This window comes from Roseovarius bejariae (assembly GCF_009669325.1).
In the GTDB taxonomy this organism is placed as follows: domain Bacteria; phylum Pseudomonadota; class Alphaproteobacteria; order Rhodobacterales; family Rhodobacteraceae; genus Roseovarius; species Roseovarius bejariae.
This window is the reverse complement of the sequence record NZ_SZWE01000001.1, coordinates 1,715,734-1,735,313: the sequence shown is the minus strand read 5'-3', so window position 1 is coordinate 1,735,313 and position 19,580 is coordinate 1,715,734. Positions and strand designations below refer to the sequence as shown.

Sequence of the window (19,580 nt, the reverse complement as noted above, 5' to 3'; positions counted from 1 at the left end):
CCATGACATTTCGAGACAAGATAGGCGCGGTCGTCGATCGGCGCGCGGTGCAGAATTTCATCCTCGGCGTGATATTGTTCAACGCCGCGATTCTGGGGTTGGAAACCTCAAAACCGGCGATGGACCTAGCCGGGGCAATAATCGTCACACTCGACAAGATTTGCCTCGCGATCTTCGTGGTCGAGATTGCTGCAAAACTGACGGCACGCGGTTTCGGCTTTTTCAAACGCGGCTGGAATATCTTTGATTTCGTGATTGTCGGCATCTCGCTGATACCTGCGGCACAGGGGCTTTCCGTTCTTCGCGCGCTGCGTATCCTGCGTTTGCTCAGGGTGCTGTCGGTCACGCCCTCCCTGCGTCGTGTGGTTGAAGGGTTGATGAGCGCGCTGCCCGGTATGGGCTCGGTCTTTTTGCTGACGGGGCTGATTTTCTACATCGCCGCCGTGATGGCGACCAAACTCTTTGGCGCGTCCTTTCCTGAATGGTTCGGAACGCTCGGGCGCTCGGGTTATTCTCTCTTTCAGATCATGACGCTTGAATCATGGTCCATGGGGATCGTGCGCCCGGTGATGGAGGTCTATCCCTACGCTTGGGTCTTCTTCGTACCCTTCATTCTGGTCACGACCTTTGCCGTGGTGAACCTTGTCGTCGGTCTGATCGTGAATTCGATGCAAGACGCCCACCACGAGGAAGACGTTGAGAAAACCGACAGCTACAGGGATGAGGTCATGGCCCGGCTCGACCGGATCGAAGCGGCAATCAAGACTCGGGATTAGAGAAATCGGATCTACCGCGAACGGGTCAGTTCAAGGAACACATCCTGCAAATCGGCTTGTTCGGTTTTCACGTCACGAATACGGATACCCGCACCGCGCACCGCCTCCAATACCTGTTCGGCCGAGGTTTCGCGCGATTGATAGCTAAGCGCCAGCGAGCCATCGGGCCGGGTTTCCACCTCGACCCCCGGTGCTTTGGGCAGCGTCTTGGGGGTCTCATCGGGCTGGATCACCATGCATTTGCCGTCCAGACGGCTGAGCAGGTTCACGGTGCTGTCCCGCGCCACCAGATCGCCTTGGTTGATAATCGCGATCTCGTCACACATCTCCTCGGCTTCTTCGAGGTAATGGGTGGTCAGGATCACGGTCATGCCCTCGCGGTTCAACCGGCGCACGTTTTCCCACAACATCTGGCGCAACTCGATATCCACGCCCGCCGTCGGTTCATCCAGCACCAGAACATGTGGCGTATGCACAAGCGCCTTGGCCAGCAACAGCCGCCGCCGCATGCCGCCCGAAAGCGTCCGGGCATAGGCCTCAGCCTTGTCCTCTAGCCCGACGAGGCGCAAAATCTCGTCGCTGTGCCGCTGGCTTTTCGGCACGCCGTAAAGCCCCGCCTGCACTTCCAATGCCCCGCGCGGGGTAAAGAAGGGATCAAGGTTCAATTCCTGTGGCATCACCCCGATCGAGGCGCGGCTCTGGCGCGGGTTAACATCCTGATCAAAGCCCCAGATCGTCACTTGCCCGGCAGTTTTCACCACCAACCCCGCGAGGATATTGATCAAGGTCGACTTGCCCGCGCCATTCGGCCCGAGCAGCCCGAAAACCGACCCTTGCGGGATATCCAGATCAACGCCTTTCAGCGCCTCCTTGTCCGGTGCGCCCTTGCTTGCGGCATAGGTCTTGCGCAAGCCGCGTATTTCGATGGCGTTCTGGCCCATGGTCCCCTTGCCCCTGCCTTTCGGATCGCTCATATTCGGACCTAGTTGAAAGATCGGCAAAAGGAAACGCCCCGATGGTAACAAAGGCTCCGGAAAGCAAGCTAGTAGACAGCTATCGCGTCGCCTGCGACGGTGGCGAAGGGGCATTGGGCCATCCGCGCGTCTGGCTGCAAATCCCGCATGAGCACGGCTGGGTCGAATGCCCCTATTGCGATTGCAAATACATCCATCGTGACTTCGAGGGTAAAGTCAGCGGGAGCTGACCTGCGCCAGTCGCGCGAATTTTTGATATTTCTGGTCTGATCGGGAGGCGGTCCATGTCTTTTGGGAAAGGGTGCCACCTGCATCTGATTGATGGTTCGGCGTTCATTTTCCGCGCCTATCATGCGCTGCCGCCCCTCACCCGGAAGTCCGATGGTCTGCCCATCGGGGCGGTCGCGGGCTTTTGCAACATGTTGCAGCGCTATATCGACGGCAACAGCACCGGCAACGATGCCCCCACCCATATCGCGGTGATCTTCGACAAGGGCAGCCACACTTTCCGCAACGATCTTTATGATCAATACAAGGCCAACCGGGATGAGATGCCCGAGGACCTGCGCCCCCAGATTCCGCTGACCCGCCGCGCGACCGAGGCGTTCAACATCGCCTGCAAGGAAATCGAAGGGTTTGAGGCCGACGACATCATCGCCACCCTGTCCTGTCAGGCGCGCGAGGCCGGAGGACGCGTGACCATCGTATCCTCGGATAAGGACCTCATGCAGCTTGTCGGCGACGGCGTGGAGATGTTCGACGCCATGAAAAACCGCCGCATCGACGTGGAAGGTGTGGAAGAGAAATTCGGCGTGATGCCCGACAAGGTCGTCGATGTACAGGCCCTCGCCGGGGACAGTGTCGATAACGTGCCCGGTGCGCCGGGGATCGGGATCAAGACCGCCGCGCTTCTGATCAATGAGTACGGCAGCCTTGAAGACCTGCTCGACCGGGCCGAGGAAATCAAGCAACCCAAACGCCGCGAGACCCTGATCGAGAAACGCGAGCAGATCGAACTGTCCAAGAAGCTGGTGCAGCTTGATTGCGACACCCCGCTTGATTTCACGCTGGACGATCTGGACCTGCGCGACCCTGATCCTGACACTCTTCTGGGGTTCCTCGCGGAAATGGAATTCCGCACGCTTTCGAAACGCATCGCCGAAACCCTCGGGGCCGAAGCGCCGGTCATTCCCGATACCAACCCCGCCGGGGCAGACCCGGTCGAGGAAGCCCCTGATTGGCCCGCCATCGACCCCGAAAAATACGAGCGTGTCTCGGACATGAAGGCCCTTGAGGCGTGGATTGAGCGCATCAAGGCGCGCGGTTATGTGGCTGTCGATACAGAGACCACTTCGCTCAATGAAATGCAGGCGCTTTTGGTGGGTATCTCGCTCAGCGTGGAACCTGGGCAGGCCTGTTACATCCCGCTCGGGCACCGCGACGGGGCAACGGATGACTTGTTCAACACCGATGCTCTGGCGGACGGGCAATTGCCGATGGAGGAGGCCCTCAAGGCGCTGAAACCGGTGCTTGAGGATGATGCCATCCTCAAGATCGGGCAGAACATGAAATACGATGCCAAGATCTTTGCCCGCCACGACATCGAGGTCACGCCGATCGACGATACCATGCTCATGTCCTATGCCCTGAATTCGGGCATCCATGGGCATGGGATGGATACCCTTTCCGAGCGTTACCTCAGCCACACACCCATTCCGATCAAGGAGCTTCTGGGCACCGGCAAATCCGCCATCACCTTTGATCGCGTGCCGATTGACGACGCGGTCAAATACGCCGCCGAAGATGCCGACATCACCCTGCGCCTCTGGATGAGCTTCAAACCGCAATTGCATCAAGAAAAGGTCACCACGGTCTACGAGACCCTCGAACGCCCGCTGGTGCCGGTCCTTGCCCGGATGGAGCGCAACGGCATCAAGGTGGATCGCGAAACCCTCTCGCACATGTCCGGCAAGTTCGCCCAGAAGATGGCCGAGCTGGAAGAGGCGATTCACGAACTGGCAGGCCGCAAGTTCAACGTCGGCTCGCCCAAGCAACTGGGTGAAATCCTGTTCGACGAGATGGGCCTTGAAGGCGGCAAGAAGGGCAAGACCGGGGCCTATGCCACCGGGGCCGATGTCTTGGAGGATTTGGCCACCGAACACGACCTGCCCGCGCGGGTGCTGGATTGGCGAGCACTGTCGAAACTGAAATCCACCTATACCGACGCACTTCAGGATCATATCGACCCCGATACGGGCCGCGTGCATACATCCTATGTGCAGACCGGGGCCAGCACTGGCCGTTTGGCCTCAACCGACCCGAACCTGCAAAACATCCCCGTCCGCTCCGAGGAAGGTCGCCGCATCCGCGAGGCTTTCGTCGCGGAGAAGGGCAACCGCCTTGTCAGCCTTGACTATTCACAGATCGAATTGCGCATTCTGGCCCATGTGGCGGACCTGCCCGCTATGAAGCAAGCGTTCCGCGAGGGCCAAGACATCCACGCGATGACTGCCTCTGAAATGTTCGACGTGCCGATGGACGAAATGACCCCGGATATCCGCCGACAGGCCAAGGCCATCAACTTCGGTGTGATCTACGGCATCTCCGGCTTTGGTCTTGCCCGCAACCTGCGTATTCCTCGCAAAGACGCGCAGGGTTTCATCGACCGCTATTTCGAGCGCTTCCCCGGCATCAAGGCCTATATGGACGACACCGTGGGGTTCGCCAAGGAACACGGCTTTGTCCAAACCCTCTTTGGCCGCAAAATCCACACGCCCGAGATCACGGCGAAAGGCCCGCGCGCGGGCTTTGCCAAGCGCGCGGCGATCAACGCGCCCATCCAAGGCACCGCCGCCGATGTCATTCGCCGTGCCATGATCCGCATGCCCGAGGCCATCGAGGGCCAGCCCGCCAAGATGCTTTTGCAGGTGCATGACGAATTGATTTTCGAGGTCTCCGAGGACGGAGTCGATAAACTGATCGACACCGCCCGCGAAGTGATGGAAGCCGCTGCAAGTCCGGCGGTCAAGATCGACGTGCCGCTTGTGGTGGACGCAGGCAAGGGCGACAACTGGGCCGAGGCCCATTAAGGCTCAGAGCGGCGCCCCCTCGAAGGCCCGAAGCGTCACGCCATCCGCCTCAAGGGCGCGGCGCGTGGCCTGCGCGATCTGCACCGCCTCGGCAGTATCCCCGTGCAAACAGATCGTGTCGATCCGCGTCGGGATGTGCTTGCCACTTTCGGTGATGATCGCCCCGGCGCTGACCATATCCACCATGCGCTTTGCCGCCACTTCGGCGTTATGGATCACCGCCCCCGGCTGGCTACGGTCAACAAGGGTGGCGTCATCGTTATAGGCGCGGTCGGCAAAAATTTCGCAGGCGGCCTTGCAGCCAAGTTCGGTTGCCGCCGCTTGCTGTGCCGTGCCCGCCAGAACCATGATGATGATCTCCGGATCGACCGACAGGGCCGCCTCATAACACGCCCGCGCCATGGCCTTGTCTTCCGAGGCCATGTTCGCCAAGGCGCCATGCAACTTCAGGTGCCGCACCTGTGCGCCCTGCGCTTGTGCCATCCCTCGCGCCGCGCCCAGTTGATAGCGAACCAGATTGCCCAGACTGTCCAGCGGCACATGCATCCGGCGCCGTCCGAACCCCTGCAAATCCGGAAAGCCCGGATGCGCGCCGATCCCGACGTTATTGGCCTTGGCGGCCCGCATCGTCGTAGCCATCACATCCCAATCGCCCGCGTGCATGCCGCAGGCGATGTTGGCCGAAGTCACCACTTCAAGCAGGGCAGGGTCGTCCCCCATGGTCCATGCGCCAAAGCTTTCGCCCATGTCTGCGTTCAGGTCGACAGTGCGGGTCATGATCCCTCCTTCAGGTGTCTTGGCCAGCGGTCACACCGCTGATCAGTTGATAGGCCAGCAAATCGCGTATGTCGTGCGGATTACGCACCAAGGGCTGGCGTTGTGCGCGAAGCGTGTCGCGGTGCTTGCGCGCGCGGGCCTCGGCCTCGACGGATTCGTCAAGTGTGACAAAGCGAAATCGTAGGCTTGCCCCCGGCGGGGCCTGGACCACGCGGGGCAGGTCACAGGGCAGCACCGTGCAAAGGCGGGGGTAGCCGCCCGTCGTCTGGCATTCGCTCAGCAGGACAAAGGGCGTGCCATCCCCGGTGATCTGGATATCGCCGGGCACCACGACTTCGGACAGCACGCTCAACCCAGCATCGCTGTGAAACCCCTCGGCCCCGGTCAGGCGGACGCCCATGCGGCTCCCCCGGGTGTCGCGGTGAAACTCGGCGGCCTCGAACCGTTCAATCTGCTCGGGTCCGAAGAAATCGGTTTGCAGGCTGGGCACGACGCGCACCTCGCCTCCGTCAAAGCGTGTATCCACACTCAGACACTGACCTGTGCCATGGCCCGCGTCCTTGCCCACGGGCAGGGCATCCCCTTCGGCCACGGCACGGCCCAAACCCGCCGCCAGATGCACCGCCCGCGCGTTGAGGGCTTCCGCCGTCGCAATCCCGCCACCGACATGCAGATAGCCATAGCTGCCCGCCTCGACCCCGCCAATGATCAGTCGCGCGCCCTGTGGTAGGTCATGGCTGGCGTTCCACGCGATACGCTGCCCGTCAATGGCCGCGCGCATGGGCGCCCCGGTCAGGGCGATGCGCATGTCCTCGCCGGCCTCGAACTCCCCGCCCATGCCTGCCATCTCAAGCGCGGCAAGGCTGCTGTCTTGTGCCAAAAGCGCCGCCCCCTCGGCGAGGGCCAGCCGATCCACCGCACCACCGCGCGACAGGCCGAACCCAAGGTATCCGGGCCGCCCCATGTCCTGCACGGTCACGCCGGGGCCGGCACGATGGACGATAAGGGCGCGGGTCATGTCAGAGCCTCGCAGGTCGCGCCGCCATCGGGGCCACCCTTGCGCATGTTGTGCAGGTGCTCGGCGTCGGTTTCGGCGAAAATCACCTCGTCCCCCGGTCGCAGGACAAAGGGTGTCTCGCTCTCGGGGCGAAACAGGCGAAATCCGGTTTGCCCCACATGCCGCCAGCCCGTGGGCGTACTGACCGAGAACAGCACCAATTGCCGGATCGCCACGGTCAAAGCGCCTTCCGGTACGCGCTCGGTGAGTTCGGTCTGCCGAGGGATGTTCCAAGCCTCGTCCAACTCGCCCAGATAGGGCTGTCCGGCGGCAAAACCGATGGTCTGCACCCTGACCTGTGTTGAGGATAGCGAGGCCACGGCTTCTTCTGCCGTCATCCCCGCCGCCTGCGCAGCTTCCTCAAGCTGTGGGGCCAAATCGGTGCCATAGACCGTGGGAATGCGCCATAATTTCCGGCCTTCTGGAAGGGCGGCCTCATACCAATCCAGACTATCGCACAGCCGCTCCAACTGCGCTCGCAACGCCTCATGCGACAGGTACAGTGGATCGAACCGCACATAGGCCGACACCAGAGAGGTCGAACATTCCTCGATCCCGTCCCATGCCTTGGCCTCCATGGCCGCACGGAAGGCAAGCGCCGCGCGATTGGCCGGCTCGCTCAAACGCTCCCCGAAACTGACCAGCATCCCGTCCACACCCACGGTGCGGATGCGGGGCCAGTTCTTGGGCATATCTGTTTTGGCAGGCGCCATCGGCTTGCTGTCCTACGGTTTAGAGTTTGTCAGTCAGACCTACTGCAAGGCCCCGGGCAGATACAGAGCGATTTGCGGAAAGGCGATCAGGGCTGCCGCCATCAACAGCATGGCCACCACATACGGGATCGCGCCCAGCATGACATCGCTCATGGTTCCCGATTGCCGCGCACCCTGCACCACGTAAAGGTTCAGGCCCACGGGCGGTGTGATCAGCGCCATCTCGATCAGCACGATCATCAGTATACCGAACCAGATCGGGTCATAGCCCATCTCGACCACTAAGGGCACGATGATTGGGATCGTCACCACCATGAGTGACAGCGTCTCGATGAAGAACCCCAGTACGATATAGATGCCCACGATCACGAAAATCGTCATCAGCGGCGTCAGGCCGAGGCCGTCAAGGAATTGCCGCAACTCGTTGCCCAAGCCCGCCGAGGCCAGTGTGAAGTTCAGGAACGAGGCCCCCAGCACCACCAGCATGATCATCGAGGTGATCTTCACCGTGCCAAGGATGCTTTCGTAAAACATCGTGACGGATACACCCCCGAACACCGCCGCGATCGCCACGGCCCCGGCCACGCCCACGGCGGCGGCTTCGGTCGGGGTGGCCCAGCCTTTGTAGATCGTCCCGATGATGACGGTGAACAGCAGGATGATCGGGATCAGGTGCACAAGCGCGCGCAGCATCTCGGCCAGTGGGAACGTCCGCCGCTCCCCGCCCAGTTCCGGGCGGATGACGCAAATCAGCGCCGTAATCACGATAAAGGCCACGGCAAGCCCGACCCCCGGCACAAGTCCCGCCAAGAAAAGCTGCGGGATCGAGGTTTGCGTGAGGAACCCGTAGACGATCAGGTTGATCGACGGCGGGATCATGATGCCAAGCGTCCCCCCGGCCGCGATCGCCCCGGAAAACAACTTGGGATCATAGCCCAGTTTCTCGGCCTGCGGCATGGCCACCGTGGCTACCGTCGCCGCCGTGGCGACCGAACTGCCGGACGTGGCCGAAAACATCGTCGCCGTGGCGACATTGGCATGCACCAGACCACCGGGCAGCCACGAAATCCACTTGTCCAACGCGGCATAGGTCCGCGCGGCAACGCCGCTACGCACGAGGATTTCGCCCAGCATCACGAAGAACGGAATGGCGATGAGCGTGGCATTGTTCGACGTCGACCAGACCATGTTGCCAAGCCCCCGGATCAGGGGGAAAGGGCTAAAGAAGGTGTCGACGCCAAAACCCAGAAGGAACAGAACAATACCAACCGGAATCGACAGGCTCAGCAACGCCAGAAGTCCGATGGAGACATAGCCGATCATCACACCGCCTCCTCTTCGCCAAAGGCACCGATGGCGGCTTCGCTGGTTCCGAACCTGCCCTGTACCACCAGCATCAGCGCCGCCGCGAAGCTCAGCCACGACACCGCCGCGAACCAGACCCAACCGGCGAACCACGGCAGGTGCACGGTCCAAAGCAATGTCTCAAGCGGGGTATTGGCCCGCGACCCCATGGCAAGCGAGCGGTCCAGAACCGGCCATGCCTTGACCGCGATCAGGGTCACGACCCCACTCATGACCAACATGGAAAACAGATCGAACACCGCCCGGCCCATTGGGCCGCTGCGGCTGCGCAGTAGATCAATGCGCACATGGCCCAGTTCCATCAGCGTGAAGGCCATGCCCCATGAGGTTGCAATCGCCATGGCGTAGCCGCTGATTTCATCCGTCCCCCCGAATGAGGACCCCACCTGCCGCAACACGATATCGGCCAGCACGAACGCTGCACAAACCAGCAGCATGATGCCCACCCACACGGCCACCCAGCGGTTCACCCTCTTCAAGCCTGCCAATATCCGTTCCGCCATGATGAAGCCCTCGTTCCTTGTGTCGGGTTACTCGATGGTCACGCCGACCACATCGCCGACCGACCCGTTCCAACGCTCGGCCCAATCACCGCCTGCGCGCTCGGCCCAGTCGGGCAGTACTTCGGTAATCAGGATGTCGCGCGCCTTCTCAAAATCAGCCTCCGAGACATCGACCAAGGTCATGTCGCGCGCCTCGCCCGCAGGGCAGTCGCCATTGCCGGTCAGGCAAGCGATGTCGTTCACAAGCGCGTCTTGCGCCGCGTTCCATGCGGGCTCTTCGAACTCGGTCTTGATCTGCGACGTGATCAGATCCTGCGTTTCGGCATCAAGGCTGTTCCAATTGTCCATGTTCATGGCGGTGACAACCGAATCCCATCCGCCAAGCGGGATCGCCATCAGGTGTGTGGAAACCTCCCACCACCCGGCACTATAGCCGGAACCGGCCCCGGTCACGGCGCAATCCACCACGCCCTTCTGAAGCGCGCCCGGCACTTCCGAGAAGCTGACGTTGACGCCTTCCGCGCCAAGCGCCTCAAGGAACTTGGCCGTCATCCGGCCCGAGGCGCGCACTTTCTTGCCTTCCAGGTCGGCCAGTTCGCTCACCTCGGCGTTACAGAACACGACCTGTGGAGGATAGGGGGCGATTGCCAGAACCTTGCTGTTGAAAGTGTCGCGATAGATGTCCTCGACCATCGGACGCGCGGCATCGACCATGGCGCGCGCCTCATCCGCCGACAGCGCCAGTAGCGGCACATCGAGGCCTTCAAGCGCGGGTTCATCGGCCACGGCGTAATCTGCCACGGTCATCGCCACGTCATAAACACCGTCGCCCAATAGGCGGAAGACATCCGCCACGCCAAGGTTCATCTGGCCATGGGTGGTGAGCGAGACGTTGATCTCGCCGCCCGAGGCCTCGGGCAGGGTCTCGGTCCAGAAGGGGGCCTCGTATTGCTGATGCAGCGGAAGGCTGGACCAGCTTCCAACGACCGACAGGTCTTCGGCGGCCACGGGAGCAGCCATCAATGCGGCAAAGGCCGCGGTTCCAAGAATATGTTTCATTTTGTCTCTCCTTGTTGGTTTCGCGATTTGGTCTTCATTCCGGATGCCGCAGGATCGGCACCTCGGCATCCTCGGCCACATCCGTGATCAGCATGTGACCGGGCTTATGGGTGATGCACAGCGGTAACTGTGCTTGTTCAATGGCCACTTGCGGGGTCACCCCACAGGCCCAGAACACAGGCACCTCTCCGGGGCCAATCGGCGCGGGGTCGCCCCAATCCGGTTGCGTGACGTCGGCAATACCGATCTTGCCCGGATCACCCACATGCAACGGCGAGCCATGAGCCAGCGGGTACCGCCGCGAAATCTCGGTCACTTCGTCTATCCGACCTTGGGGGATGGCGCGCATGCTGACAACCATCGGCCCGTCGAACCGCCCGGCGGGCACAGTTTGAACCGAGGTGCGGAACATCGGTACGGTGGTGTCGTTCTGAATGTGCCACAGTGGAATCCCCGCCGTCTGAACGGCATGTTCAAAGGTAAAAGAGCACCCCAAGGCAAAGGCGACCATGTCATCCTGCCAAAGGTCGGAAATATCGGTGGCCGACCCGTTCAGAACGCCATCGCGGTAAATACTATAGGCGGGAACGTCACGGCGAATGTCTATGTCCTGCCCCATGGTTTGCATCATCGGAACGCCGGTATCCGATACGCCTGTCAGCGGGCAGGGCTTGGGATTGCGTTGACAAAAGCGCATGAAATCGAGGGCGTATGCCTCGGGCATTATCACCACATTCGCCTGAAGGTATCCTGCGCCCAAACCAGCGGTGTGACCTGTGTAATCGCCGCTGCGAATTGCGGCGCGGACCCGCGCGACATTTGCATTCTTTAAATCTAGATATGTGACACCCAAATTCACGGCCCTCCTGAGTCGTCAGGATTGCCCGCGCTTCACATAAATACAAATCGAATAAAATTACCCTTTGTCATAAAGATTATTTATTCCTCGCGTAGCGTATCGCCGCGTCCTGCGCCATCTGTGCCGCCTTGGCCACCATGTGGCTGCGCGGCTCGCCCATGTAAGATACCGAAAAACGCAATGGCGAGGGGCTCCAGCCTGGATCGAACTCAACGATCTTGCCTTGCTCGACGTAATCCGCACCAAGGGTACGCGGCAGGGCCGCGACGCCAAGCCCGGCCTCGACCAGACGGAAACAGGCCGAAAGCGAGGAGGAGGGAAACAACGGTATTCCCGGCCCCTCACGCTGGAAAAGTTCCGCCTTCAATTCGCGATAGGGCCGGGTGTTGCGCGCGTAGGTGATGACGGGACGATCGAAAAAGCTACCTGTAGGCTTGCCCTCCCCGGATGTTCTGTACCATGCAAGATCGAATCCCGGCAGTTCGATGTTATCGACGGAATACTCCGAGATCGGCCCTAGAAGCACGGCAAGATCAATCTCCCGGTCCAAAAGCCCGGCCCGAAGATTCGAGGAAATATCGACGTTGATCTCGATCTCCAGCTTGGGAAATTCCTCGTGCAAGCGTGAAATGAATTCGGGGAGCCAACATTGTGCAACTGTCTCCGAGACCCCAAGCCTCAAATGCCCCTCCGTTCCCTGAGGGTCGATCACATCGCGCGCCACCAACTCGCCCAACTGTTCGAATTGCTCGGCATGTCGTAACAACAACTCGCCCCGTTTGGTGAGACGCAAACCTGTTCCTGTCCGGTCAAACAGGTCCGCAGACAGGCTTTGCTCAAGGTTGCGAATTCGGGTTGTCACTGCGGGTTGGGTCAGGTTGAGGGCCTGTGCGGCCTTGCCGACACCGCCCATGCGGACAACCGTCAAGAAGGTGCGCAACTGTTCAAGATTGATTCGCGACATGCTGAGAACCTTACAGCAGTTCCGCAGCCCGGACAGTGCCGATCACTCCGGGACTGCGTGGTTTCATTCGATCCCGTTCTCGCGTTGCAATTCCCGGACATATGCGACGATGGCCGAAACATCCCCCTTGGTCAGGCCGCTTTGTGACGGCATGTTCCCAAAAGGCCAATGATGCGCCCGCACGCCATTCTTGACCGCAAGATGAAAGGCCATGTCGCCATGGTGCGATGGTTCATAGATCTTATGCACCAAGGGCGGCCCCATGCCTTGTCGGCCAGCGGCCTTCTTGCCATGACAATCGGCGCAAACACCATTGAACGCCCGCTCGCCCATCTGTGCCTGCTGTGACAGGCCGTCTGGTACGCGCACGTCCGCCAAGGCGGCCCCTTGCGGCAGTGGCGTATTATCCTTGCCCGCCTGTTGCATGCCACCGTTTTGGCCATTCCACAGGAACAGCCCGACACCGGCCAAGGCTGCAATGGCTGCAATAAGTCCCAGTTTTTTGCTCATTCATTTGTCTCCTTGGACATCGGTTTGTCTTGGTTCAACAGGTACAAGGCGATGGCGCGCCGGTCCTCCGGGCGTAGCCACGCGGTGCTGTCACGAACGACTTCACCCATCCCGTTGCCAAAGGTATCTCCCTCCGGCGTCACGCCGGATCTCAATGCAAAGGCCAGATCGTCAACGCTCCAACCCGCCTCCTTCAGGGCGGATGCGGTGATGGCCGGGGCCTTGCCGCCACCGGGCAGGTTGTCACTCCCTGCAAGGCGCTGTGCCGTATCGCGTCCACCCAAAAAGTTTCGGTCGGTATGACAGGCCCCACAATGCGCCACCCCCCGCACCAGCCATTTACCACGGTTCCACGCGTCCGATCGTTCAGGCACGGGCGCGGCCGGAGGCGTCTCGGCAAATGCGGCCCGCCACAGTTTCAGCCCAAATCGCAGATTGAAGGGGAAGGTGATTGTATGGCTTCCGGGGTCTACGTCCCGTGGGGCCACGGTTCGGAAAGCTTCCCAAAGGTCAGCAATGTCCTGATCGCTCAAATCCGCGTAGAACGGATAGGGAAAAGCCGGGTAATAGGGTTCCCCACCGGGGGCGACACCCTGTCGGACGGCACGGGCGAAGTCTTCGATTGTCCATGCCCCGATCCCCAGCGTCTTATGCTGGGTCAGGTTGGGCGGCACAAACCGCCCGAACCCTGTTTCGATCGGCGCACCGCCGGTCAAGGCAGGCCGCCCCGAGCCGGGATCGGAATGACAGGCGATACAGCCCCCGGCGCGCGCCAGATAAGCCCCGCGCTTTGGGTCCCCCTGTCGTTCGGCCAGCGTGACAGCCGTACCAATGGGCCAAAGCGCCAAGGCACCACTCGCCGCCGTGACCGCTACGATCAAGGCGACGCCAACCACAATAAACCGACGCATGATTAGTGATCTTCCTCACGGTATCGGTCATGGCAGGCTGAACAAACCTGCGTCATCATGACAAAGGCCCCATCGGCAGGCATCTGCCCGATGTGTTCGGCACTCATCATGTTGCCGATGCCCATCATCCCGGTTTGGCCATCCATCATAGGGGACTGTTCCCCCATCATGCCGCCCATCATGCCGGACTGATCCCCCATCATGCCGGACTGCCCGCCCATCATGCCGGATTGCCCGGCGTGCAGGCCGTTGTCGGCGGCGCGCTCAAGCCCAAGTGCGGCTTGCTCAAGCGCATCCGCCAAGTCTTCGAAGCGTTCCCGCTCTGTCCAGACAGTCGGCAGAGCCTCTGACGGGGCTCCATCGGTTCCTTGCGGAAAAAGCGAGGTCAGGTCATCACCGGCCTGCGCCGCAATAGTGCGTGCCGCTTTACGCACCGCATCTGCGTCATAGGTGGCCTCGCCGGTCATCATTGGCTTGATTGCCTTCACGGCATCGCCCATGGATTCCATCATCTCCATGCGCTCTTTCACAACACCGCTTGCGCCGGAATGCGCCCATGCGCTCACGGCAAGAGTGGCGGTAATCGCACCGCCCAACATCAGGTTTCGAATGGTCATTTTTGTCTCCCTTGATCCCGGTATCGAACGCCCCGAACATGAGGCGACTAAAGGGATCAGGGACGCGGCGGCGGCGGATCGGCGATATCGAGTCGGGAAGCGTGCCGTATGGCCCCCGCAGGTTTGACCTGAAGGTTTCCCGTTCTCCCAATAACCAGCGAATTAGGAGGTTGAACCACGGCAAATGTGATGCATCCCCCGTCAACATGACAACAATCCGTAGAACTGTTGCCGAAGTTGGCATCCCCATCCATGTGGCTTGCATCGGAAGTCATGCTAACCTCGAAAGATGTATCATGCGCCTTCGCCGTTGTCGGGAAAAACACGGTAAAGCTCATCGCCAAAAGCAATAGCGACAGCAAAGTCGATGTCATGGAATATGCCGGGTAGCGCAACATGTTCAAAGATGTTCCGCGCTCCTGTCTGTTGTCAACTGCTCAATACGGAAGAAGTTTCGCAGATGACGGTTTTGCCCGTAACTTTGCCGCTTACATACAAAGCTGTATTCACAATTCAGATATGCGCGTGCATCCTGATCAAGCGCAATACAGCGCAATTATAGGTGCCCCAATGCCCCGCGAAACCAAACTGATCCTCTGCCCGCTCAATCTTCGGCATATCAAAGTTGAATACAATGCCTATGACGAGGCCGTCGAAATGGCGCAACGACGTGGCGCGAAACTGATCGTCGCTACTGTTGCCCCCGAGATCGAGCGGAACCTGAATATCTACGATTCCGACAAATACTGGGGCGATGAATTGAGAAAATTCGTCGCCGCCCACCCCGCCGAAGGTGTGGATGTGGAGTACGTCGTGCGCAAAGGCGCGACGCATCGGCAGATCGTCAAGCTGGCCGATGAGCGTAATGTCGATGTGATCGTGATGGAGTCGGCCAACCCCAAGGTGTCAGATTACCTGCTTGGCACCACGGCGAGCCACGTTGTGACCCACGCCGAGTGTTCGGTTTATGTGGTGCGTGGCTAAGCCACAAAATATCAAGCCCGGCCGAACCTCGGCCGGGCCATTTCGGTTAAAAGGTGAACTGGTTAGTTGACGGCTTTTGCGTCAACCACGTCCTTTTCCACCGCGTCGCCGCTGGCAATCTCGATACGGCGCGGTTTTAGCGCCTCGGGTACTTCGCGCACCAGATCGATATGCAGCATGCCATCGGCATGGCTCGCGCCAGTCACGCGCACGTGATCGGCCAGTTGGAATTTCCGCTCGAATGCGCGGGTCGCGATGCCGCGATGCAGGAAGCTGCGTTCGCCATCGTCCTCGGCTTTTTGGGCCGACACGACGAGCGCGCCTTCCTTCACCTCGACCGACAGGTCGCTATCGGCAAAGCCTGCGACCGCGATCGAAATTCGGTAAGCATCGTCGGCGGTTTTTTCGATGTTGTAAGGGGGGTAAGTGGGTTGCGCCATATCGTTGGACAGAACCCGGTCCATCATATCGGCGATTTGGTCAAAGCCGACGGTTGCGCGGTACAGTGGCGCAAGATCAAAGTTTCGCATTGGTCATCCTCCATTGAGCGATACCGATGTTGAGCCTTCCCGAAAGGGACAGGCGGTTATCTCCCGGCCCAATCGAGGCACCGGGACAATCTGGATTTGGGGTAGGGAATCAGGGTTTTCAAGTCCTGACAATCGGTCACGGCTTGGCGAACTTGGCGCTTGTCTGGCGGTCCTTGCCGCTGGAAAACCGGCTTTGGCTGCCTGTCCGTGGCGTCACGATCCTGTTCTCGTCGAGTTGCCGGTACAGTAGATCAAGAGGCTTCTGAAGCTGGGTCCCCAGCGACACCTTTTTTCCTTCGACCTCGGCCATGGCCGACACCACCGAAACAACCCGTGGCTCGCCCGCCTCGAAACTGAAGATCGGTGCGCCTGATGACCCGAAGTTCACATCGCAGGACATGATAAGCACCCCTTGCTGGCGCCCCATCACGTCGCAAACCTCTTGAAGCGAGGGGGCCTCGGAGCGATCCTTGGCATAGGATACAACGCCGATGCGCTGCCCTTTGCGCGGGCGAATGTCGGTCTTGAAGGGAATGACCCGCGTGTTGCGGATCGGGTGATGCAGTTCCAGCAGGGCCACGTCGTTACGCACCCGCTCGGCGGCCACGTCGTTGTTGAATTCATACTCCGGGTGGATGGCCACCCGCTTGACCCAGCGATATGCCTCGGCCCGGCCATTGCGCCAGCCGGCCAGAAACTCGACCGTCTCGTGGTTTACGCGCGCCCCGGTTTGCTTGTCATACAGGCAATGCGCTGCTGTCAGCACCAGTTTGGGCGAAATCAACGCACCGGTGCAAAATCCGCGCCCGTCAATGTCGAGGCGGCCAACGGCCTGCCACATGCGGCTGTCATCCCCGGTGTCCAGACGTTCCAGGCGACTGTCTTCCGCCTGTGCCGTCACGGCAATGCATACCACCGGAATGATCATCAACAACGACCGCAGCATAACACCTCCATGGGATTGAAACCTGTGACGGAAGTAGCAACGCTTTGAGGCAGAATTAGGGCGCGCCGCGCAGGTTTGGCACCTGCGGTCCGGTATCGCGATCTGCACTCAGGGCCGGGGGCTTTGGCCCGCCCGTCGCCCAATCCAAAAGCTCCACGGTATGCACCACCGGCACCCCGGTGCCCGATCCGATCTGCATCATGCAGCCGATATTGCCAGCGGCGATAATGTCGGGGCCCTTGGCCTCAAGCGTTTCGATCTTCCGCGCCTTGAGTTGCTTGGAGATCTCCGGCTGCATCAGGTTGTAGGTCCCCGCACTGCCGCAACACAGGTGGCTGTCGGCAGGTTCCACCACGGCAAAGCCCGCGCGCTTCAGCAAATCCTTGGGATAAGTCTTGATCTGCTGGCCGTGCTGCAACGAACAGGCCGCGTGATAGGCCACAACCTGATCCTTCGGCGCACCCTCGGGCAGGTCAAGCTGCATCAGCAGCTCGCTCACATCCATGGCAATGTCCGACACCCGCGCGGCATCTTCGGCCAAACCCTCATTGCGGAACATATGGCCATAATCCTTGATCGTCGTGCCACAACCCGAGGTGTTGATCACGATGGCGTCCAGCCCCTCGCCATCCATCTCGGCGGCCCAAGCGAGTATGTTCTTCGCCGCCGTGGCATGACTTTCGCCGGTCTTGCCCATGTGATGCGTCAATGCCCCGCAACAGCCCGCGCCCTCGGCCACAACCACCTCGCACCCCCACCGCGTCAACAGTCGAATGGTGGCATCGTTGATATCGGTATTCAGGGCCTTCTGCGCACAACCCGTCATCAGGGCCACGCGCTTGCGCCGTTCGCCCTTGGCGGCGAAGGCTTGCGGATCGTCGTTTCGCGACACCGGCGGCACCTGCTTGGGCGCCATTTCCAGCATGGCCTTCAACCGTGCATCTGGCATCAAGAAGGCAAAGGGCCGCCCGATCTTGGCCCCCAGAAGCGCCAGCCGAAACCGCCCCGGATAGGGCAGGATTTTGGCCAGTATCCACCGCAAGGCGCGCTCTCCCATGGGCCGTTTGTAGCGCTCTTCGATATACTCTCGCGCATGATCCACCAGGTGCATGTAATGCACCCCCGATGGGCAGGTCGTCATGCAGGCAAGGCACGACAGGCAGCGGTCGATATGCTTGACCGTCCGGGCGTCGGGCACTCGGTCATTCTCCAGCATGTCCTTGATCAGGTAGATCCGCCCCCGGGGGCTGTCCAACTCGTCGCCCAGCACCTGATAGGTGGGGCAGGTCGCGGTGCAGAACCCGCAATGCACACAGGTTCGCAAAATCTGGTTGGACCGCTCGGTGCCGGGGTCCTGAAGCTGCTCTGCGGTGAATTCCGTTTTCATCTATTCTGCCACCATTTTCGCTGCGTATAGCCCGAACCAGGGCAGGGTGGTTGCCATTGCGCCCACGACAAAAGCCACACGTTGTACGCCGGGCGTATCGGCCCGCCGCCGCACCGCCAGCATGATCAGGGACAGCATCGTGATCCACGCCATCCAGAAGGACAGGATCACCGATAGGCCAATGAGCCGCGGCTCAATGGCAAGGCTAATGCCATAGTTGGCCAATCCGAAGGCCAGGGCCATCAAGCCAAAAGTGATAGCCCATAGCGCCACAAGGTAGCCCCGCGTTGCCGGTTGCCGGGTCAACACCCAAAAGGCCATGGGGCCCGCTACGAAGATCATTGCGAAGGCCAACCACATGCTCATGCCGCTTGCCCCATGAGGCCGGGATTGAACAGGCCCTGCGGGTCGAACCGCGCACGCAATCCGGCCTCGATTGCGGCCACGGCGGAAACCGGCGGTTGAAATGTCGATACGCCCTGCCGCAAGCCATCCGGCGCCTTCAAAACCGTACTGTGCCCGCCGGTTTCCGTCATTGCGGCCTGCATGGAGCTGACAAGGCCCCGCGCACCATCATCCGGCGCGGCCTCCGCCGCCGTCCAGATCAACCCGCCACCCCAGTCGAAATAATGCAGCGCAGGATGCGAGGAGGGCAGGCCATCCACGAACCCCGGCGCATCCCCCGGTTTGATCGAGGATCGCAGGACCACGGGTTTGTCGGCAAGGTAGGCCATGTCGCGAATATCGATCCAAAGCGCGCGGTTCGCTTCGGCATCCGTTTCAATCTCCGCCTCGCCATAGGGCGCAAGGCATTTCGCCAGTTCCTCGGCGCGGTATTTGACAGATGAAAGCGCGCCTTCCACCCGGATACGAAGCGTCCCACCCTCGGGCCCATAGGGACCGAAAAACGCGCCATTCACCTCGTAAGGCGTGCCAAGCGCGGCGGCCATGGCGGGTACGGCACGATCCGAGGCCACATCCTTCAGCGTCAGTGTCGCCGTGGCCGCTGGACGCGGCAGCACCTTCAAGGCCACCTCGCTCAGCACGCCAAGAGTACCCCACGATCCGCATAGCAGCTTGTTGAGGTCATAGCCGGTGACATTCTTCATCACCCGCCCGCCGTTCTTCAGGATGCGGCCCGCGCCATCGACAAAACGCACTCCCAAAAGGCTGTCGCGACAGGCCCCCACCGAAGATACACGCCGCGGCCCCGAGACATTGCCCGCCACCACGCCGCCGATCGTCGGAGTGCCGCTTGTGCCCAGAAGCCTGCGGTGATCCATCGGCTCAAAGGCCAGCATCTGGCCTTCTTCGGCCAAGGCCGCCTCAATCTCTTCCACGGGTGTTCCGGCCTTGGCGACAAGGGTCAGGGCGCCCGGTTCATACAGGGTGATCCCGCTTATCCCCGCGGTTGAAAGAACCTCCGAGGCCGCGCTTGCGCCGATGGGCCGGGTGCCGCCCCCGATGATGCGCAAAGGGACATCGGCCCCGGCCACGATTTCGGCCAATTCTGCTTCGCTTTGGGGTGTCAGCATGGTCACTCTTTTCAAAACCTTCAG

22 protein-coding genes are annotated in these 19,580 nt (G+C 60.9%); 4 read left to right on the top strand and 18 right to left on the bottom strand.

The genetic code is table 11. The features are described from left to right. Positions 1-2: 2 nt before the first annotated feature. A complete protein-coding gene (locus FDP25_RS08315; RefSeq protein WP_154150703.1) occupies positions 3-776 on the top strand; it encodes an ion transporter in 774 nt (257 codons plus the stop codon). Positions 777-787: 11 nt separating this feature from the next. On the opposite strand, the gene FDP25_RS08310 is transcribed toward FDP25_RS08315, so the two are convergent. Then, complete coding sequence (locus FDP25_RS08310; RefSeq protein ID WP_154153288.1) at positions 788-1,717, bottom strand: ABC transporter ATP-binding protein; 930 nt, start codon at positions 1,715-1,717, stop codon at positions 788-790. A 74-nt stretch (positions 1,718-1,791) separates the two neighbouring features. Here FDP25_RS08310 and FDP25_RS08305 point away from each other — a divergent pair, with 74 nt between their 5' ends. Both FDP25_RS08305 and polA read left to right on the top strand, forming a co-directional pair. Further along, positions 1,792-1,980, top strand: a complete 189-nt coding sequence (locus FDP25_RS08305; RefSeq protein ID WP_154150700.1) for a zinc-finger domain-containing protein — start codon at positions 1,792-1,794, stop codon at positions 1,978-1,980. Positions 1,981-2,034: 54 nt separating this feature from the next. After that, on the top strand, positions 2,035-4,839 hold the full coding sequence (gene polA / locus FDP25_RS08300) for a DNA polymerase I (RefSeq protein WP_154150698.1): 2,805 nt from the start codon (positions 2,035-2,037) through the stop codon (positions 4,837-4,839). Positions 4,840-4,842: 3 nt separating this feature from the next. On the opposite strand, the gene FDP25_RS08295 is transcribed toward polA, so the two are convergent. The 12 genes from FDP25_RS08295 to FDP25_RS08240 all read right to left on the bottom strand — a co-directional run bounded on the left by FDP25_RS08295 (position 4,843) and on the right by FDP25_RS08240 (position 14,572). Continuing rightward, positions 4,843-5,616: a LamB/YcsF family protein gene (locus tag FDP25_RS08295; RefSeq protein WP_154150696.1), complete on the bottom strand. Its 774-nt coding sequence runs from the start codon at positions 5,614-5,616 to the stop codon at positions 4,843-4,845. Positions 5,617-5,626: 10 nt separating this feature from the next. Then, positions 5,627-6,634: a 5-oxoprolinase subunit C family protein gene (locus tag FDP25_RS08290; protein ID WP_154150694.1), complete on the bottom strand. Its 1,008-nt coding sequence runs from the start codon at positions 6,632-6,634 to the stop codon at positions 5,627-5,629. Then, positions 6,631-7,365, bottom strand: a complete 735-nt coding sequence (locus tag FDP25_RS08285) for a 5-oxoprolinase subunit B family protein (RefSeq protein WP_154153285.1) — start codon at positions 7,363-7,365, stop codon at positions 6,631-6,633. The genes FDP25_RS08290 and FDP25_RS08285 overlap by 4 nt, the downstream gene beginning before the upstream one ends. A 60-nt stretch (positions 7,366-7,425) precedes the next feature. Continuing rightward, complete coding sequence (locus FDP25_RS08280; RefSeq protein ID WP_154150692.1) at positions 7,426-8,709, bottom strand: TRAP transporter large permease; 1,284 nt, start codon at positions 8,707-8,709, stop codon at positions 7,426-7,428. Continuing rightward, the gene (locus FDP25_RS08275; protein ID WP_154150690.1) at positions 8,709-9,254 is read right to left on the bottom strand and encodes a TRAP transporter small permease subunit; all 546 of its coding nucleotides are present in this window, start codon (positions 9,252-9,254) and stop codon (positions 8,709-8,711) included. The genes FDP25_RS08280 and FDP25_RS08275 overlap by 1 nt, the downstream gene beginning before the upstream one ends. A gap of 27 nt (positions 9,255-9,281) precedes the next feature. Continuing rightward, the gene (locus FDP25_RS08270; RefSeq protein ID WP_154150688.1) at positions 9,282-10,313 is read right to left on the bottom strand and encodes a TRAP transporter substrate-binding protein; all 1,032 of its coding nucleotides are present in this window, start codon (positions 10,311-10,313) and stop codon (positions 9,282-9,284) included. Between the two features lie 34 nt (positions 10,314-10,347). Further along, a complete protein-coding gene (locus FDP25_RS08265; protein WP_154150686.1) occupies positions 10,348-11,166 on the bottom strand; it encodes a putative hydro-lyase in 819 nt (272 codons plus the stop codon). A gap of 82 nt (positions 11,167-11,248) precedes the next feature. Continuing rightward, on the bottom strand, positions 11,249-12,136 hold the full coding sequence (locus FDP25_RS08260; RefSeq protein ID WP_154150664.1) for a LysR family transcriptional regulator: 888 nt from the start codon (positions 12,134-12,136) through the stop codon (positions 11,249-11,251). Positions 12,137-12,199: 63 nt separating this feature from the next. Continuing rightward, entirely contained in the window at positions 12,200-12,646 is a 447-nt protein-coding gene (locus FDP25_RS08255; protein ID WP_154150662.1) for a c-type cytochrome, read from the bottom strand. Beyond that, positions 12,643-13,557 carry a c-type cytochrome gene (locus FDP25_RS08250; protein ID WP_154150660.1) on the bottom strand — a complete coding sequence of 305 codons (915 nt, stop codon included), beginning with the start codon at positions 13,555-13,557 and terminating at the stop codon, positions 12,643-12,645. The genes FDP25_RS08255 and FDP25_RS08250 overlap by 4 nt, the downstream gene beginning before the upstream one ends. 2 nt (positions 13,558-13,559) lie before the next feature. Further along, positions 13,560-14,174: a c-type cytochrome gene (locus FDP25_RS08245; RefSeq protein WP_154150658.1), complete on the bottom strand. Its 615-nt coding sequence runs from the start codon at positions 14,172-14,174 to the stop codon at positions 13,560-13,562. Positions 14,175-14,230: 56 nt separating this feature from the next. Then, positions 14,231-14,572, bottom strand: a complete 342-nt coding sequence (locus FDP25_RS08240; protein ID WP_154150656.1) for a hypothetical protein — start codon at positions 14,570-14,572, stop codon at positions 14,231-14,233. A 172-nt stretch (positions 14,573-14,744) separates the two neighbouring features. Between FDP25_RS08240 and FDP25_RS08235 the strand changes: the two genes are divergently transcribed. Continuing rightward, entirely contained in the window at positions 14,745-15,158 is a 414-nt protein-coding gene (locus FDP25_RS08235; protein WP_154150654.1) for a universal stress protein, read from the top strand. 62 nt (positions 15,159-15,220) lie between these two features. On the opposite strand, the gene FDP25_RS08230 is transcribed toward FDP25_RS08235, so the two are convergent. The 5 genes from FDP25_RS08230 to FDP25_RS08210 form a co-directional block, all read right to left on the bottom strand. Beyond that, entirely contained in the window at positions 15,221-15,688 is a 468-nt protein-coding gene (locus tag FDP25_RS08230; RefSeq protein ID WP_154150652.1) for an Hsp20 family protein, read from the bottom strand. A 136-nt stretch (positions 15,689-15,824) separates the two neighbouring features. Further along, positions 15,825-16,634, bottom strand: coding sequence for a trypsin-like serine peptidase (locus tag FDP25_RS08225; protein ID WP_154150650.1), 810 nt, complete (start codon positions 16,632-16,634; stop codon positions 15,825-15,827). 55 nt (positions 16,635-16,689) lie between these two features. Continuing rightward, on the bottom strand, positions 16,690-18,021 hold the full coding sequence (gene glcF, locus FDP25_RS08220) for a glycolate oxidase subunit GlcF (protein WP_154150648.1): 1,332 nt from the start codon (positions 18,019-18,021) through the stop codon (positions 16,690-16,692). After that, positions 18,022-18,387 carry a hypothetical protein gene (locus FDP25_RS08215; protein WP_154150646.1) on the bottom strand — a complete coding sequence of 122 codons (366 nt, stop codon included), beginning with the start codon at positions 18,385-18,387 and terminating at the stop codon, positions 18,022-18,024. Beyond that, positions 18,384-19,556: an FAD-binding protein gene (locus tag FDP25_RS08210; RefSeq protein WP_343031993.1), complete on the bottom strand. Its 1,173-nt coding sequence runs from the start codon at positions 19,554-19,556 to the stop codon at positions 18,384-18,386. Before FDP25_RS08210 ends, FDP25_RS08215 begins: the two co-directional genes overlap by 4 nt. Positions 19,557-19,580 lie beyond the last annotated feature (24 nt).

Coding starts and splice junctions, on each gene's coding strand:
- FDP25_RS08315 (WP_154150703.1), top strand. CDS start 3: ATGACATTTCGAGACAAGATAGGCGCGGTCGTCGATCGGCGCGCGGTG.
- FDP25_RS08310 (WP_154153288.1), bottom strand. CDS start 1,717: ATGGGCCAGAACGCCATCGAAATACGCGGCTTGCGCAAGACCTATGCC.
- FDP25_RS08305 (WP_154150700.1), top strand. CDS start 1,792: ATGGTAACAAAGGCTCCGGAAAGCAAGCTAGTAGACAGCTATCGCGTC.
- polA (WP_154150698.1), top strand. CDS start 2,035: ATGTCTTTTGGGAAAGGGTGCCACCTGCATCTGATTGATGGTTCGGCG.
- FDP25_RS08295 (WP_154150696.1), bottom strand. CDS start 5,616: ATGACCCGCACTGTCGACCTGAACGCAGACATGGGCGAAAGCTTTGGC.
- FDP25_RS08290 (WP_154150694.1), bottom strand. CDS start 6,634: ATGACCCGCGCCCTTATCGTCCATCGTGCCGGCCCCGGCGTGACCGTG.
- FDP25_RS08285 (WP_154153285.1), bottom strand. CDS start 7,365: ATGCCCAAGAACTGGCCCCGCATCCGCACCGTGGGTGTGGACGGGATG.
- FDP25_RS08280 (WP_154150692.1), bottom strand. CDS start 8,709: ATGATCGGCTATGTCTCCATCGGACTTCTGGCGTTGCTGAGCCTGTCG.
- FDP25_RS08275 (WP_154150690.1), bottom strand. CDS start 9,254: ATGGCGGAACGGATATTGGCAGGCTTGAAGAGGGTGAACCGCTGGGTG.
- FDP25_RS08270 (WP_154150688.1), bottom strand. CDS start 10,313: ATGAAACATATTCTTGGAACCGCGGCCTTTGCCGCATTGATGGCTGCT.
- FDP25_RS08260 (WP_154150664.1), bottom strand. CDS start 12,136: ATGTCGCGAATCAATCTTGAACAGTTGCGCACCTTCTTGACGGTTGTC.
- FDP25_RS08255 (WP_154150662.1), bottom strand. CDS start 12,646: ATGAGCAAAAAACTGGGACTTATTGCAGCCATTGCAGCCTTGGCCGGT.
- FDP25_RS08250 (WP_154150660.1), bottom strand. CDS start 13,557: ATGCGTCGGTTTATTGTGGTTGGCGTCGCCTTGATCGTAGCGGTCACG.
- FDP25_RS08245 (WP_154150658.1), bottom strand. CDS start 14,174: ATGACCATTCGAAACCTGATGTTGGGCGGTGCGATTACCGCCACTCTT.
- FDP25_RS08240 (WP_154150656.1), bottom strand. CDS start 14,572: ATGTTGCGCTACCCGGCATATTCCATGACATCGACTTTGCTGTCGCTA.
- FDP25_RS08235 (WP_154150654.1), top strand. CDS start 14,745: ATGCCCCGCGAAACCAAACTGATCCTCTGCCCGCTCAATCTTCGGCAT.
- FDP25_RS08230 (WP_154150652.1), bottom strand. CDS start 15,688: ATGCGAAACTTTGATCTTGCGCCACTGTACCGCGCAACCGTCGGCTTT.
- FDP25_RS08225 (WP_154150650.1), bottom strand. CDS start 16,634: ATGCTGCGGTCGTTGTTGATGATCATTCCGGTGGTATGCATTGCCGTG.
- glcF (WP_154150648.1), bottom strand. CDS start 18,021: ATGAAAACGGAATTCACCGCAGAGCAGCTTCAGGACCCCGGCACCGAG.
- FDP25_RS08215 (WP_154150646.1), bottom strand. CDS start 18,387: ATGAGCATGTGGTTGGCCTTCGCAATGATCTTCGTAGCGGGCCCCATG.
- FDP25_RS08210 (WP_343031993.1), bottom strand. CDS start 19,556: ATGCTGACACCCCAAAGCGAAGCAGAATTGGCCGAAATCGTGGCCGGG.